Source organism: Stenotrophomonas sp. YJH_SMC_43 (assembly GCF_059372535.1).
Map to the genome: position 1 here is coordinate 140816 of NZ_JCAFVQ010000006.1, position 14817 is coordinate 155632.

The window sequence follows — 14817 nt, forward strand, 5'->3', positions numbered from 1 at the left end:
GCAGCTAGGGGCTATCAGCACTTCATCAAGGTGGCTGCGGGGCACTTCCGGAACCCGCAAAAATGATTAAAATCGCCAAGTTTTCCACTGGCCGGACCGGCATGAACGCACCTTCCTCCTCCCCTGCCGCCCACGACGCTCCGCGTCCCGGCGCGCTGCTGTCGCCGGAACTGCCGGCGCCCCCCAACCCGTTCCGCCAGGCCATCACCGATGCCTGGTTGAAGGACGAGGCCAGCCATGTGCGCGAGCTGCTGGCGCAGGCCCGCCTGCCCGCCGAGGAACAGGCCAGGGTGCAGGCGCTGGCCGCCGACCTGGTCGGCCGCGTGCGCGTGCGTGCCAAGGACCAGGGCGCCATCGAAGCCTTCATGCGCCAGTACGACCTGGGCAGCGAGGAAGGCGTGCTGCTGATGTGCGTGGCCGAGGCGCTGCTGCGCATTCCGGACCAGGACACCGCCGACAAGCTGATCCGCGACAAGCTGGCCGATGCCGACTGGGAAAAGCACCTGGGCGGCAGCGACTCGGTGCTGGTCAACGCCTCCACCTGGGGCCTGATGCTGACCGGCAAGCTGGTGCAGATGAACGATGCCACCCGCGCCGATGCGCCCAGCGCGTTCAAGCGCCTGGTCGGCCGCGTGGGTGAGCCGGTGGTGCGCCTGGCCGTGCGCCAGGCGATGAAGATCATGGGCCACCAGTTCGTCATGGGCCGTACCATCAGCGAAGCGCTGTCGCGCTCGCACAAGGGCGACAACGCGAACTACCGCTACTCCTTCGACATGCTGGGCGAAGGCGCGCTGACCATGAAGGACGCGCTGCGCTACCTGGAAGACTACCGTCGTGCGATCCACGCCATCGGCGGCGATCACAAGGCACGCGGCGGCCGTCCGGACGGCGACGTCAACAACGCCCCGGGCATCTCGATCAAACTGTCGGCGCTGTACCCGCGCTACGAGCACGCCAAGCGCGAGCGCGTACTGAAGGACCTGGTGCCGGGCGTGCTGGAACTGGCACAGCTGGCCAAGAGCTACGGCATCGGCTGCACCGTCGACGCCGAAGAGTCCGACCGCCTGGAACTGTCGCTGGACATCATCGAGCAGGTCTTCTCCGATGCCTCGCTGTCCGGCTGGGATGGTTTCGGCGTGGTCGTGCAGGCCTACCAGAAGCGCACGCCGTACACGATCGACCACCTGGCCGACATGGCACGCCGCGCCGGTCGCCGCCTGCAGGTACGCCTGGTCAAGGGCGCCTACTGGGACGCCGAGATCAAGCGCGCGCAGATCGAAGGCTATCCGGGCTACCCGGTGTTCACCCGCAAGCAGAACACCGACGTGTCCTACCTGGCCTGCGCAAAGCGCCTGTTCACGCATGCCGATGCGATCTACCCGATGTTCGCCACGCACAACGCGCACACCATCGCCGCAGTGCGCAGCATCGCCAATGGCGGCGTGTACGAGCACCAGAAGCTGCACGGCATGGGTGACGATCTGTACGCCGAAGTGGTGCCGGCCGATCGCTTGAACCTGCCCTGCCGCGTGTACGCCCCGGTCGGTTCACATGAAGACCTGCTGCCGTACCTGGTGCGCCGCCTGCTGGAAAACGGCGCCAACTCCAGCTTCGTCAACCGCATCACCGACGAGCGCGTGCCGATCGCCGACCTGATCCGCGATCCGGTCGAGATGGTGTCCTCGTTCGAATCGATTCCGCATCCCAAGATCCCGCTGCCGGTTGACCTGCTGCGCAGCCAGAACCACGACAGGAAGAACTCCATGGGCGCCAATCTCGCCAACGACAACGAACTGCGCGCCCTGGCCGAGCAGATCAACGCGGCTGTGAAGCCCTGGCAGGCCGCGCCGCTGGTACCGGGTGCGAACCCGGCCGGCGCCGCGCTGCCCGTGACCAACCCGGCCGACACCCGCGAAGTGGTCGGCCAGTGGCTGGCCGCCGACGCTGCCACCGTGCAGAAGGCCCTGGCCAATGCCGTGGCCGCGCAGCCGGCCTGGAACCGCACCCCGGCCGCCAGCCGCGCCGCCATCCTCGAGCACGCCGCCGACCAGCTGGAAGCGCGCATGCCGGAGTTCATGGCGCTGTGCGTGAAGGAAGCCGGCAAGAGCCTGCCCGACAGCATCGCCGAAGTGCGCGAAGCGGTGGATTTCCTGCGCTACTACGCCAAGCAGGCACGCGAGCAGTTCAGCCACGCCGAGAAGCTGCCGAGCCCGACCGGTGAATCCAACGAGCTGCAGCTGCACGGCCGCGGCGTGTTCGTCTGCATCAGCCCGTGGAACTTCCCGCTGGCGATCTTCCTGGGCCAGGTGGCCGCTGCACTCGCCGCTGGCAACAGCGTGATCGCCAAGCCGGCCGAGCAGACCAACCTGATCGGCTACTACGCGGTGAAGCTGCTGCACGACGCCGGCGTGCCGGCCGAGGTGGTGCAGTTCCTGCCGGGCGACGGTGCCACCGTCGGTGCCGCGCTGACCGCCGACCCGCGCGTGGCCGGCGTGGCCTTCACCGGTTCCACCGAGACCGCGCGTGCGATCAACCGCGCGATGGCTGCACGTGACGCCGCGATCGGTGTGCTGATTGCCGAGACCGGCGGCCAGAATGCCTTCATCGCCGATTCCTCGGCGCTGCCGGAACAGCTGGTCAAGGACGCGATCGGTTCGGCCTTCACCTCCGCCGGCCAGCGCTGCTCGGCCGCGCGCGTGCTGTTCGTGCAGGACGACATCGCCGACAAGGTGATGACCATGCTGGCCGGTGCGATGAAGGAGCTGAAGGTCGGCAACCCCGGCCTGCTGTCCACCGACGTCGGCCCGGTGATCGACGCCGATGCACTGAAGATCCTGCAGGACCACGCCGAACGCATGGACCGCGAAGCGCGCCTGATCGCTGCCGCCGAGCTGTCCGCCGAAGCCGCCAATGGCACCTTCTTCGCACCGCGCGCGTACGAACTGAAGGACCTGGGCCAGCTGCAGAAGGAAGTGTTCGGTCCGGTGCTGCACGTCATCCGCTGGAAGGGCGACCAGCTCGACGCGGTGATCGACCAGATCAACGCCACCGGCTACGGCCTGACCCTGGGCGTGCATTCGCGCATCGACGAAACCGTTGATCGCATCAGCAACGGCGTCCACGTCGGCAACGTCTACGTCAACCGCAACCAGATCGGTGCGGTGGTCGGCGTGCAGCCGTTCGGCGGCCAGGGCCTGTCCGGCACCGGTCCGAAGGCCGGCGGCCCGCACTACCTGCTGCGTTTCGCCACCGAGAAGACGGTGACGGTGAACACCACCGCCGCAGGCGGCAACGCTTCGCTGCTGACCCTGGGCGACTGATCGCCCGGTTGATGCGGCAAACGAGAAACCCCGCGAAAGCGGGGTTTTTTGTGCATTGCTTGCTGTAGAGCCGAGCCCATGCTCGGCTTGAACGGTCCAGCCGAGCATGGGCTCGGCTCTACACCCGCATCAGATTGCGCCAGTGGCGCAACGCCACCAGTGCGTTGATCCAGAAGCCCACGTACAGGATCGAGGTCAGATGCAGGCCACGGCTGTAGTACAGCGGCACCGCGACGGTATTCACCAGCAGCCACACCCACCACGATTCCAGCTTGCGCCGCATCATCAGGATCTGGGCGATCACGCTCAGCACCAGCACCGCCGAATCGATGTAGGGCGCGTAGGCGTTGGTCAGGCGGGTCAGCATCCAGCCGTAGCCGAAGGTCGCCACCACCGCCAGTGGTGCCAGCCACGCCCAGGCACGCGGTCGCAATGAGGTGATCGGCAGGGGTGCACCGTGGTCGCCGCGCAGCCACTGCCACCAGCCCAGCACGCTGATGGCGATGAAGAAGAACTGCAGCACCATGTCTGCATACAGGTGAGAGCGCTCGAACACCGCCGCGAACAGCGCGCAGCCGACGATGCCCAGCCACCAGGTGTGCACGTTGTTGCGGCCCGCCAGCAGGATCGAGCCGGCGACGGCGATGTTGGCGGCCAGCTCCAGCTGGAAGTTCGGGTCGGACAGGTTCATCGCGCTATTGTCACCCGCCCGTGCTGCGCAGAATACGCCCCCCTTCATCTGGCGGAATCACGAGTTCCAGACCTTGAACTCCCTCGAGATCCCTTGGAGACTCAACACTCCAACCAACGAGGACGACGGAATGCATCGTTTTGGTATGGGAGTGCTGGCAGTCGCGCTCTCGCTATCTGCTCCATTTGCGGCTCTCGCGGCCGACGTGGGAAAGGCCACTAGCACTGGCTTTCTACGGGTGACCAACGGCGCGCTCGATATCGACGGAACCATTCCTGAGCTCCCATCGATCAACATGTTTGATCTTGCTCACTTGTACATGACCGAGCCTGCATCAGGGCGGGCAAAACTGACCCGAGCGCGGGCCGCTGGCTTCCGGATGGTCCGCTTCTTTGCTGCTGGCACATACAACGAAGCCACGACCCGATTCCCTGCGGTTGAGCGCTGGAAATCTGCAGATACGCGGGCCGGGTACTTCGCAGCGTACGACCAACTCGTGCAGGATGCCGAAATACTTGGGATCGTACTGGTCCCCGCTCTTGTCACCGGCTACTACGATCCTGATGAGCGGCTGCGTCCCTCGGGCTCGGCCTGTGCACGCTACCCTTTCTCTCTTCCAATGCTGCCGGGTAGCGAGAATCGCGCCGGCATGAAGTCGTTCGCTCTCGACCTGGTCAGTCGCTATCGTGACTCTCGGGTCGTCCTGTTCTGGGAGCTCACCAACGAGGGCAATCTTGCTGCAAAGCACAGGAATCCCCAAGATCTCTGCGTCACTCGCGAACAGATCAGGGACTATTTCGATGAACTGGCTGCCGCCATCAAGGCCATCGATGGCAATCACCTGATCGCAACCGGCGCAATGCAGGAAGGAGACGGAGACCTTCCTTTGGGGGATGTTGTCGGGACGTTCAACGATGCTGGCGACTACTTCCGTTACTACAACGCCAGCCCCAATGTCGATATCGTCACCGTACATCTTTACAGCCAGTTCGACTTGCAGGACGTTAGCGGTAACACATTGAATGCAGGGGAGATTCTCAGGTATTTCAATGGCATTGCCGTAACGATGGGAAAGCCGCTCTGGATCGGCGAGTTTGGCGTGCCTGGTGGAACGGCTTGGTCGAGCAACAACCTGCACGACACTCCAATGTCCATCATCCTTGCAAGGCACTACCTTGGCATCGACCTGGCAACAGCCTGGAACTGGGAATCGCGCGAGTATGGCCGCCCCGACTATCACCCTGAGATGGTCCAGTACAGCATCGATCCTGGCGAGGACAACGACATTATCCATGTGCTAACGAGCGCACAGGACATGATGGGAGCAAACGATGCGCGCTTCCACTGGGAGCCGATGACCGGCGATTTCAATGGAGATGGGCGCTCCGACCTGCTTGCTGCGTCGGATCGAGGGACCTGGCAAGTCTCACTCATTGGGAATTCGCCCTCGGTCCCCGCGCAGTGGTTCTCGGAATTCGGTGACAATCAAAAGGACCCGGGTGCTGCACCTTTCCAGCGACTCACTGGAGATTTCAATGGCGACGGAATCACTGATATCGCAGTGAAGGGTCAGGATGGACACTGGTTCGTGGCATTGGGCGATGGCCGGAAGTTTGACAGGCCCGGCGAATGGCTGATTGGATTTGGCAACACCCATTCCGATCCTGCAGGGGACTTCGTAGCGATTGCAGGAGATTGGAATGGCGACGGACTCACAGATATCGGCATGAAGGCAAGGGACGGGCATTGGTACGTCGCCTTCAGCGACGGTAGCAGATTCAGAAACCCCGCACTTGTGCTCTCCAACTTCCTCAACGAGAACGTCGACAATGGAGGGGGGGGGTTCATGTGCTGAGCGGCGATTGGAATGGTGACGGACGCACGGACCTAGGCGCAAAGACCTCGGACGGTCGTTGGTACATGGCAACCAGCACTGGCACAGGGTTTACTTATGAGCGTCTTGCGCTCGCGAATTTCGGCAATGATCTGCTCGACCCCGCAGGAGCGCCATTCCTGCCTGTTGTTGGTGATTGGAACGGCGATGGCAAGGCCGATGTCGGCGTGAAGTCACGTGATGGACGATGGTTTCTTGCCGACGGGGATGGCCTGAACTTCATCGCTACCCGTCAGGTTCTGAGCGGCTTTGGCAATGATCTGTCCGACCCTGGCGGTGCTCCATTCACACCATTTGCCGGTGACTGGAACGGGGACGGCAGGACTGACATAGGTATCCATTCCAATGACGGCCGCTGGTTCATTGGAACGAACGACGGAAGGACGTTCGTTGACCTCAAGGTTTGGCATTGACGAAAAAAGGCCCCGCTCGCGCGGGGCCTCCTTCGTACTGCTTCACGCAATCGCCCGAATCAGAACTTGTACTGGAACGAAGCGGCCAGCACGTCGCCACGGACCTTGTACTTGCCCGACAGCGAGTTGCCCTGGTTGGCAGTGGTCGCACGCACGTTCACGTTCGGATCGCTGGTGAACAGGTGGGTGTAGCCAAAGTTCCACTCGGTGTTCTGCGACGGGGTCCAGCCCACGCCCAGCGACAGCCACTTGCGGCTGGTATCCGGCACGCGGACGTCGCGGTGGGCGTCGGTGGTCGGGGTCTGGTCCAGCGCAACACCACCGCGCAGGGTGACGGTGTCGCTCAGCTTGTAGTCGGCGCCCAGCGACACGAAGGTGGTGTCACGGTAGCCGAACTCCAGGACCGAATCCGCCTGCGGCGAAGCGTAGTCGACGGTGACGCTGTCAAAGGCGGTCGACCAGGCGGTGCGGGTCACGTCGCCCATCACGGTCCAGCGGTCGTTGACCTTGTGGGTCACGCTCAGGGTGGCCGAGGCCGGCATGGTCACCGTGGCCTTGCCGCTGGTGTCCATGAACCAACCGCGGGTACGCGGCGAGTTGGTCAGCAGGGAACGGGCGCGGTCGGCGCCGCTGAAGGTCGCATCACCACCGGTGATCTTGTGCTCGACCTTCGAACGGTAGCTCAGGCCGATGTGGGTGTTCTCGTCGATCGAGAACAGGCCACCGACGGTCCAGCCCACAGCATTGTTGTCACCCTCGATCTTCAGGGTGCCATCGGCGCTGCCCGGGGCGAAGCCCGGAGCACCGGCACCGGCCAGGATGCTGCCGTAGTCGACGGCGTTGCTCAGCTCGATGGTCAGGTGCTCGACGAACACCGACGCGCCGAAGGACACGTACGGGTTGACGTCATACGACGCGGCGAAGCCGAGGTCGATGGCCTTCAGATCGGTCTTCAGGCCGCTGTAACGACCGACCCAACCGTTGTCGTATTCGGTCTTGAAGCCGAACGGTGCGGTCAGCGACACACCGAAGTGGGCCTTCTCGCCGATCGGCATGTGGAAGTACGCGGCCGGAACCGGAGCGATCATGCCGGCGTCGCCGCCGTCACCACCGGTCTGCGGACGGCCTGCTGCATTGCGGCCCTGGCCCTTGAACTCGGCCTTGAAGCTGATGGCGCTCAGGTCGCCCTGGACCAGGGTGCCATCGAGCTGGCGCATGCCGGCCGGGTTGACGGCGATGATGGAGGCGTCGCCTTCGGCGCTGCCGGAGCCGGCGAACGCGCGGCCCAGGCCCTTGGCGCTGTTTTCCTTCAGCTGGAAGGCAGCGGCATTGGCGTCGGCAGCAGCCAGCGCACCGGCAACGCCGACGGCCAGCAGGGTCAATCGGGCAATGGTGGAAGCGGTTTGCATCGTAGTTCTCTCTCTCCGGTAAGCGGTGATGGTGCTCTGAGTGCGCCTGCGCCCGGCGGGCCTTGGGGCCCTTCGGAGCGCGCCGGATTCCCCTCCCGACATACGACGCCGTATGCGAGTATTACCCAGACCTGTTAATGAAACAATAACAGCGCAGGCGCTTTTTTCGTCTCAAAAGCTGAACAGGACAATCCCCGCCGTAAGCGCCCTCACGCTAGGCTAGTGCCATGTTCGTCTCCCTCCCGTCGCGCAAGAAGGCAGCCCTGCGCTGGGCCACGCCCGTGCTGTTTGCGGCACTGTGGCTGGCGTTCCTGTGGTCGATCTCGCGTCCGGATGACGCCCGGGGCAGCCTCTGGCTGGACTGGGGCGCCCTGTCCACCGGCCTGACCCACCCGCTGGACTGGTGGGCGACCCTGCAGGACGGCAGCGTGCTGCGCCTGTTCACCGCCCTGTTCCTGCACGCGGACTGGTCACACCTGCTGGGCAATCTGGTGTTCCTGCTGATCTTCGGCCTGCCCGCCGAACGGGTGCTGGGCCCGTGGCGCCTGCTGCTGCTGTTCCTGGTCGGCGGTGCGGTGTCCAATCTGGTGGCCATCTACACCATGGGCAGCCCGGACCAGATCATCATCGGTGCCAGCGGTGCGGTGTCAGCGCTGATCGGCGCCTATCTGGCCCTGTTCCCGGGCGCCCGGCTGGGCGTGGTGATCCCGCTGGGCCTGTTCCTGGAGTTCGTGCGCGCCCCGGCCTACCTGCTGATCGGCGTCTGGGCGGCGCTGCAGGTGGTGTTCGCCCATATCGGCCCGAGCTTCGGCATGGTGGCCTGGTGGGCGCACATCGGCGGCTTCGTGTTCGGCGTGGTGTACGGGGTCTACGTGCGGGCGGCCATTGCCCGCCGGCTGCGCAAGCGGCACGGCTTCTGAACCCTTGGGGAGCCGGCCGCTGGCCGGCGTCACGCTCACCCGCTCGTTCGTTCGTTCGTAGATCAGTCGAGCACGGCTCGACGCTACAGAATCAGGGCTTGGCCGGAGCCGGTGCGGGCTTTGCTTCCGGCTTTGCTTCCGGTGCTTCCGGCTTTGCTTCCGGCTTCGCTTCCGGCTTCGGTTCTACCTTCGCCTCCGGCTTCGCAGCTGTGGCCTTCGTGGCCTTCGCGGCCTTCGCCGCATCCGCTTTCGCCGCTTCGGCCTTCAAGCGTGCAGCCACCGAACCCGGATTCTTCAGCTCGGCCAGCGCGTCGTTGATCGGGCCATCGCCCGGCAGTACGGCGCCGGCGTGGTAGCCCTCGGTGCCTTCGTCGTCACCGCGCAGATGGCCCGGCAGGGTCGCTTCGCTGTAATCGCTCAGGCTGGCCGGCAGCGCCTCGTCTTCCGGGCGCGCCGCAGGCTTCAGTTCGACCTCCGGCACGATGCCGGTGGCCTGGATCGACTTGCCGCTGGGCGTGTAATAACGCGCGGTGGTCAGCTTCACCGAATCACCGTTGTCCAGCGGCAGCACGGTCTGCACCGAGCCCTTGCCGAAGGTGCGGCTGCCGACCACGCGGGCGCGCTTGTTGTCGCGCAGTGCGCCGGCCAGCACTTCCGAGGCACTGGCCGAACCCGCATCGACCAGCACCACCACCGGTGCACCCTTCAACAGATCGCCCGGGGTCGCATCGAAGCGTGCATCGCTGATGCTGATGCGGCCGCGGGTGCTGACGATGTTGCCCTTGTCGAGCAGGTCGTCGGCCACCTGCACGGCAGCGGTCAGCAGGCCACCCGGGTTGCTGCGCAGATCCAGCACCAGGCCCTTGAGCTGGCCACCGGACTGCTTCTGCAGCTGCTGCACGTGCTTCTGGAAGTCCGAACCGGTGTCGGCCTGGAACGTGCTCAGGCGGATATAGCCATAGCCCGGTTCCAGCAGGCGGCTGCGCACACTGGTCACGCGGATGGTCTGCCGGGTGAGGCTGACATCGAAGGCCTTGGGCTTGCCTTCGCGCACGATGGTCAGCACCACCTTGCTTCCGGCCGGGCCGCGCAGCGGTTCGCTGGCATCGATCGCGCTGATCGGCTTGCCGTCGATGGCGATGATCAGGTCACCGGCGAGGATGCCGGCCTTCGCCGCCGGCGTGTCGTCGATCGGCGAAATCACCTTCATGCTGGCGTTGTCGGGCTGCTGCTGCAGCTCCACGCCGATGCCTTCGTAGGCGCCGCTGGCCTGTTCGTCGAACGCCTGCGCGTCTTCCTTGTTGAAGTAGGTGCTGTGCGGGTCGAGGTCGAGCAGCAGGCCACGCACCGCGGCCTGCATCAGCTTCTTGTCATCGACCGGATCGACGTAGGCGGCCCGCACTGCGTTGTAGACGGCCACGAAGCGGCGGATGTCCTCCAGCGGCACCTTCGAGGTCACCGCCTCCTCGCTGCTCGCTGCCTGCCCGCCGGTTTCCTGGCTCGGGGCGGGCGCGGTCTGCTGCGCCCAGGACAGCGCTGGCAACAGGGCCAGCAAGAGGGTGGCGGTACGGGCTGCGCGCATGGATCACTCCTGTCGACGGTGGCATGGTGCCCAAGGCACATGCACCGATTATGCGCGAAGCACAGCTAAATTCCCGTTGAATCCGCCCTGCACGCGGAAGCGCTGGATTCAGCGCCGCTGCAGCCAGCTGTCCGGATTCACCGGTTGCCCGCCACGACGCAGCTCGAAGTACAGCGCGGTGACACCCTGGCCGCCAGAATTGCCGACCTTGGCCACCGCATCGCCACGACTGACCCGTGCACCGGCGTCCTTGAGCAGGGTGTCATTGTGGGCGTACAGGCTCATGTAGCCGTTGCCGTGGTCGACGATCAGGATCATGCCGTAACCGGTCATCCAGTCGGAGAACACCACAGTGCCATCGGCCACCGCAGTGACGGTGCTGCCGGCCGGTGCACCGATCAGCACGCCACTGCTGGTGCGGCCATCAGGCAGCTTGCCGCCATAGCGGGCCAGCAGGTTGCCGGACAAGGGCCAGCCCAGGCCACCGACCTTCGGCGCCGGTGCCGACGCCACCGCCGGCGGAACCTTGGTCGGCGGCGGCGGGCGGCCCTGCGCAGCGGCCTGGCGTGCGGCCCGCTCGGCAGCGGCCTTTTCGGCGGCGGCTCGGCGTGCAGCCGCGCGACGCTCGGCCTCGGCGCGGGCGGCGGCCGCGCGCAGATTGGCCAGCAGTGTTTCCAGCGCCTTGGCGTCCTGGCCCAGCGCCTGTTCCTTCTCGCGCTGGTCCTTGAAGCGTTCGTCCAGCGAGGCCACGGTCTTGGCGCGATCGCGACGGTCGGCTTCCAGCGCCGCCGCCTGCTGCTTCTGGTCCTGTTGTGCACCCTGCAGCTTCTGCTTGCGCTCGGCGATCTGCGCCTGCAGCGCTTCCAGTTCCTTCAGGTCGGCGGTCAGCGTGGTGATCCGCTGCGCACGCTCGCGTTGCAGGTAACGATGGTAGGCCAGGGCGCGATTGGCATCGGCTACCGTGTCCTGCGACAACAGCAGCTTCAGTGGTGCGTGGTTGCCCAGCTGGTAGGCTGCACGCAGCAGGCCGGCCAGCTCGCGATGCTGCTGGGCGAGGTTGGCCTGCAGCGTGCTGCGGCGTTGTTCGGCCTCGGCCAGGGCCCTTCCCTGCTCGCGCAGCGCGGTTTCCGTCTGCGCAAGCGCACGGCCGGTGCGGGCCACCTTCTCATCTGCCTCGCGCAGCTGCTGCGAGGCCTGGCCACGCTGGCCTTCGATCTGCCGGCGCTCCTGCGCCACGCCCTTCAGCTCACTGCGCAGTTTCTGCAGCTTGCGCTCGGTCTCGCGCGTGGTCTGCGCGGCACCCGGCAACGGCAACGCCAGTGCCAAGGCCAGCCCCAACAGCAGGCCGCGCCCGCCGCGGGCAGCGGCGATGTGATGTCGGCGTGATGGGAAGACGTTGTTGCGCAAGGGCTTTCCAGTGACTTCAGGCAGTTGCGGGGGATACCGGGGAATGGTGACATCTCCGCACGCGGCCTGCCAGCCGCACATCCATCGAGGTCCCCATGAAAGCTCTCTCCATTCCGCTGCTGTTGGGCGTACTGCTGGCCACCGGACCGGTCTGCGCCCAGGAGAACATCAGCAAGGTCAACGGCAGCATCAGCGCCGAACCCGGCCAGCGCTACGGCAAGCTGGACACCGTCAACGGCGGCATCCGCGTCGGCGAAGGCGTCGAGACCGGCAGCATCGACACCGTCAACGGCGGGGTGAAGGTCGCCGATCGCGCGCGCACCGGCAAGATCGAAACGGTCAACGGCGGTGTGCGCCTGGGCCGCGAAGTGATCGCCCATGGCAACGTCAGCACCGTCAACGGCAGCATCTTCAGCGATCGCGGCAGCCAGATCGAAGGCGGCGTTGAAACCGTGAACGGTGGCATCGGGCTGGTCGAAAGCCGCGTCGGCAACGACGTGGAAACCGTCAACGGTGACATCACTGTGGGCATCGGTTCGCAGGTCAAAGGCGGTGTGCACGTGCGCAAGCCGAACTTCAGCGTCTCGCTGACCGCCAGCCGCAAGCCACGCGTGATCATCGGCCCGAATGCCGTGGTCGACGGCCCGTTGCAGTTCGAGCGCGAGGTGGTGCTGTACGTGCACCGCACGGCCCGCATCGGCCCGGTGACCGGCGCCGACCCGATCCCGTTCGACACCGAAACCGCTCCGGCGGACTGAGCACACCGCGCCCATCGGTTCGGTGATACTCGCTGTTACCGGTCGTACACGAGGTACGGCCGCCCTTTGTTTTCCAGGAATCGACGATGCCCCGCAAACTCCTCCTGTGCCTGGCCGCTGCGGCCGCGCTCAGTGCCTGCAAAGGCGAAGACACGCCGGCGCCCGCGCCGGCCACCGACACCGCCGCTGCCAAGCCGGCGACCCATGCGTTCTCGCCGGAGATCAACGCCGGCGACTTCGCCGAGATGGTCAAGACGCTGGCTTCGGATGAATTCGAAGGCCGCGCCCCGGGCAGCAAGGGCGAGGAACTGACGGTCAACTACATCCGCGACCAGATGCAGCGCATCGGCCTGCAGCCCGGCAACGGTGACAGCTGGTTCCAGGATGTGCCGATGACCGAGACCACGGCCGACGCGTCGACCGTGCTGAAGATCACCCAGGGCGGCAAGACCACCGAGCTGAAGTTCGGCACCGACATGGTGGTGGGTACCCGTACCGGCCAGGCCGAGGTGAAGGTCGATGCCAGCGACCTGGTGTTCGTCGGCTACGGCGTCGATGCGCCCGAACAGAAGTGGAACGACTACGCCGGCCAGGACTGGAAGGGCAAGACGGTCGTGATGTTCGTCAACGACCCGGGCTTCCATGTCGATGACGCGAAGCTGTTCGACGGCAAGCGCATGACCTACTACGGCCGCTGGACCTACAAGTTCGAGGAGGCAGCGCGCAAGGGCGCCGCTGCCGCGCTGATCGTGCACGACACTGCCGGTGCCTCCTATGGCTGGGACGTGGTGAAGAACTCCTGGGCCGGGCCGCAGTACGACCTGCCGGCGAAGGATGACCCGGATGCCCGCATTCCGGTGCAGGGCTGGCTGAGCGCCGACGCCGCCAAGGCGCTGTTTGCCCGTGCCGGCCTGGACCTGGCGCAGGCTTACAAGGATGCGAGCAAGCGCGGCTTCAAGCCGGTGCCGCTGAAGGCCACCGCCGCGGTCGACCTGAAGAGCCAGATCGCGCAGAAGCAGTCGCGCAACGTGGTGGGCGTTTTGCCGGGCAGCAAGCGTGCCGACGAAGCCGTGCTGTACATGGCGCACTGGGACCACCTGGGCAAGCACGAGGGTGAAACCGGCGACAACATCTACAACGGTGCGGTCGACAACGCGACCGGCGTGGCCGGCATCCTCGAGGTGGCTGAAGCCATGGCCCACCAGGAGCCGAAGCCGGAACGTTCGGTGGTGTTCCTGGCGGTGACTCTGGAAGAGTCCGGCCTGCTGGGTTCGAAGTACTACGTCTCCCATCCGACCTTCCCGCTGGACAAGATCGCCGGTGTGATCAACATCGATGCGATGTCGGTGGCCGGCCGTGCCAAGGACGTGACCGTCACCGGCTTCGGCAGCTCGGAGCTGGAAGACATCCTCAAGCCGCTGGCTGCGGCCCAGGACCGCACGCTGCATGGTGAGACCTCGGTGCAGAGCGGCTTCTACTTCCGTTCGGATCACTTCAACTTCGCCAAGGCCGGCGTGCCGGCCCTGTACGCCGATGGCGGCGAAGACCTGCGCGAGGGTGGCGTGGACGCTGGCCGCAAGGCCGCGGCGGACTACGGCGCCAACCGCTACCATGGCCCGAAGGACGAGTTCGACGCGGCCACCTGGAAGCTGGACGGTACGGTGGAAGACCTGCAGCTGATGTACGGCGTCGGCAAGGAACTGGCCGGTGGCGATCGTTGGCCGAACTGGTATGAGGGCAACCCGTTCAAGGCGGCTCGCGACGCGATGATGAAGGACAAGGCCCCGGCCAAGTAAGTCGGGCCATGCTCGACTGAACATCGTTGAGAGCAGAGCGGCGCCCCACGGGGCGCCGTTTTTTTTTGTGCGCTCCGCCATTGGTGGGTGCCAACCCTGGCCTGCTGTGTGTAGCGGCCAACCTGGGTTGGCGCCTTGGTTCCTTGCGGGGAGCATCCACGCATGGCGTGGATCTACCGCTGATCCCTCTGCTATCGGTAGTCGCCAACCGTGGTTGGCGCCGCCGCTCGCGGCGGTCAAAGAAAAACCCCGCTGCGTGAGCAGCGGGGTTTTGGGTGTAAACCCTGGCGATGACCTACTCTCGCATGGCTTGAGCCACACTACCATCGGCGCAGCCGCGTTTCACTTCCGAGTTCGGGATGGGATCGGGTGGTTCCACAGCGCTAATTTCACCAGGGAGACGGTTGCAGCAGCGCTTGCAGCGCCAGCTTCGCGATCTTGCCCTTGGGGCGGAAGGTATCCAGAAAAGCAATGCCTTCACTTAATAAGAAAAACCCCGCTGCGTGAGCAGCGGGGTTTTGGGTGTAAACCCTGGCGATGACCTACTCTCGCATGGCTTGAGCCACACTACCATCGGCGCAGCTGCGTTTCACTTCCGAGTTCGGGATGGGATCGGGTGGTTCCACA

General features: G+C 65.4%; 10 protein-coding genes and 2 rRNA genes. 6 read left to right on the top strand and 6 right to left on the bottom strand.

Annotated elements, in window-relative coordinates:
• The first annotated feature begins 101 nt into the window (after nucleotides 1-101).
• On the top strand, nucleotides 102-3320 hold the full coding sequence (gene putA, locus AC5QAH_RS20155; RefSeq protein ID WP_311068871.1) for a bifunctional proline dehydrogenase/L-glutamate gamma-semialdehyde dehydrogenase PutA: 3219 nt from the start codon (nucleotides 102-104) through the stop codon (nucleotides 3318-3320).
• A 118-nt stretch (nucleotides 3321-3438) separates the two neighbouring features.
• Here the strand turns inward: putA and pnuC are convergent, their stop codons facing one another.
• On the bottom strand, nucleotides 3439-4011 hold the full coding sequence (gene pnuC / locus AC5QAH_RS20160) for a nicotinamide riboside transporter PnuC (protein WP_019338979.1): 573 nt from the start codon (nucleotides 4009-4011) through the stop codon (nucleotides 3439-3441).
• Between the two features lie 73 nt (nucleotides 4012-4084).
• Here pnuC and AC5QAH_RS20165 point away from each other — a divergent pair, with 73 nt between their 5' ends.
• Together AC5QAH_RS20165 and AC5QAH_RS20170 are read left to right on the top strand one after the other, a co-directional pair.
• The gene (locus tag AC5QAH_RS20165) at nucleotides 4085-5866 is read left to right on the top strand and encodes an FG-GAP-like repeat-containing protein (protein ID WP_313310998.1); all 1782 of its coding nucleotides are present in this window, start codon (nucleotides 4085-4087) and stop codon (nucleotides 5864-5866) included.
• The gene (locus AC5QAH_RS20170) at nucleotides 5860-6318 is read left to right on the top strand and encodes an FG-GAP repeat domain-containing protein (RefSeq protein WP_313310997.1); all 459 of its coding nucleotides are present in this window, start codon (nucleotides 5860-5862) and stop codon (nucleotides 6316-6318) included. Before AC5QAH_RS20165 ends, AC5QAH_RS20170 begins: the two co-directional genes overlap by 7 nt.
• 59 nt (nucleotides 6319-6377) lie before the next feature.
• Here the strand turns inward: AC5QAH_RS20170 and AC5QAH_RS20175 are convergent, their stop codons facing one another.
• On the bottom strand, nucleotides 6378-7727 hold the full coding sequence (locus AC5QAH_RS20175; protein WP_010484240.1) for an outer membrane protein transport protein: 1350 nt from the start codon (nucleotides 7725-7727) through the stop codon (nucleotides 6378-6380).
• 227 nt (nucleotides 7728-7954) lie between these two features.
• Between AC5QAH_RS20175 and AC5QAH_RS20180 the strand changes: the two genes are divergently transcribed.
• The gene (locus AC5QAH_RS20180) at nucleotides 7955-8647 is read left to right on the top strand and encodes a rhomboid family intramembrane serine protease (protein ID WP_019662230.1); all 693 of its coding nucleotides are present in this window, start codon (nucleotides 7955-7957) and stop codon (nucleotides 8645-8647) included.
• A gap of 91 nt (nucleotides 8648-8738) precedes the next feature.
• Here the strand turns inward: AC5QAH_RS20180 and AC5QAH_RS20185 are convergent, their stop codons facing one another.
• Nucleotides 8739-10229, bottom strand: coding sequence for a S41 family peptidase (locus AC5QAH_RS20185; protein ID WP_461288784.1), 1491 nt, complete (start codon nucleotides 10227-10229; stop codon nucleotides 8739-8741).
• 108 nt (nucleotides 10230-10337) lie between these two features.
• Nucleotides 10338-11636 carry a murein hydrolase activator EnvC family protein gene (locus AC5QAH_RS20190; RefSeq protein ID WP_159359689.1) on the bottom strand — a complete coding sequence of 433 codons (1299 nt, stop codon included), beginning with the start codon at nucleotides 11634-11636 and terminating at the stop codon, nucleotides 10338-10340.
• A gap of 95 nt (nucleotides 11637-11731) precedes the next feature.
• Here AC5QAH_RS20190 and AC5QAH_RS20195 point away from each other — a divergent pair, with 95 nt between their 5' ends.
• Together AC5QAH_RS20195 and AC5QAH_RS20200 are read left to right on the top strand one after the other, a co-directional pair.
• Nucleotides 11732-12394 (top strand): DUF4097 family beta strand repeat-containing protein, encoded by a 663-nt coding sequence (locus AC5QAH_RS20195; protein ID WP_143994167.1) that lies wholly within the window; start codon nucleotides 11732-11734, stop codon nucleotides 12392-12394.
• A gap of 86 nt (nucleotides 12395-12480) precedes the next feature.
• A complete protein-coding gene (locus AC5QAH_RS20200; protein WP_495232535.1) occupies nucleotides 12481-14190 on the top strand; it encodes a M28 family metallopeptidase in 1710 nt (569 codons plus the stop codon).
• 282 nt (nucleotides 14191-14472) lie between these two features.
• Here AC5QAH_RS20200 and rrf (AC5QAH_RS20205) read toward each other — a convergent pair.
• Both rrf (AC5QAH_RS20205) and rrf (AC5QAH_RS20210) read right to left on the bottom strand, forming a co-directional pair.
• Nucleotides 14473-14587, bottom strand: a 5S ribosomal RNA gene (gene rrf, locus AC5QAH_RS20205).
• 132 nt (nucleotides 14588-14719) lie between these two features.
• Nucleotides 14720-14817 (bottom strand): 5S ribosomal RNA (gene rrf, locus AC5QAH_RS20210); the annotation flags it as partial.

Excerpts from the sequence above, each read along its gene's own strand:
- pnuC (WP_019338979.1), bottom strand. The coding sequence starts at position 4,011 with ATGAACCTGTCCGACCCGAACTTCCAGCTGGAGCTGGCCGCCAACATC.
- AC5QAH_RS20180 (WP_019662230.1), top strand. The coding sequence starts at position 7,955 with ATGTTCGTCTCCCTCCCGTCGCGCAAGAAGGCAGCCCTGCGCTGGGCC.
- AC5QAH_RS20200 (WP_495232535.1), top strand. The coding sequence starts at position 12,481 with ATGCCCCGCAAACTCCTCCTGTGCCTGGCCGCTGCGGCCGCGCTCAGT.
- AC5QAH_RS20195 (WP_143994167.1), top strand. The coding sequence starts at position 11,732 with ATGAAAGCTCTCTCCATTCCGCTGCTGTTGGGCGTACTGCTGGCCACC.
- AC5QAH_RS20175 (WP_010484240.1), bottom strand. The coding sequence starts at position 7,727 with ATGCAAACCGCTTCCACCATTGCCCGATTGACCCTGCTGGCCGTCGGC.
- putA (WP_311068871.1), top strand. The coding sequence starts at position 102 with ATGAACGCACCTTCCTCCTCCCCTGCCGCCCACGACGCTCCGCGTCCC.
- AC5QAH_RS20185 (WP_461288784.1), bottom strand. The coding sequence starts at position 10,229 with ATGCGCGCAGCCCGTACCGCCACCCTCTTGCTGGCCCTGTTGCCAGCG.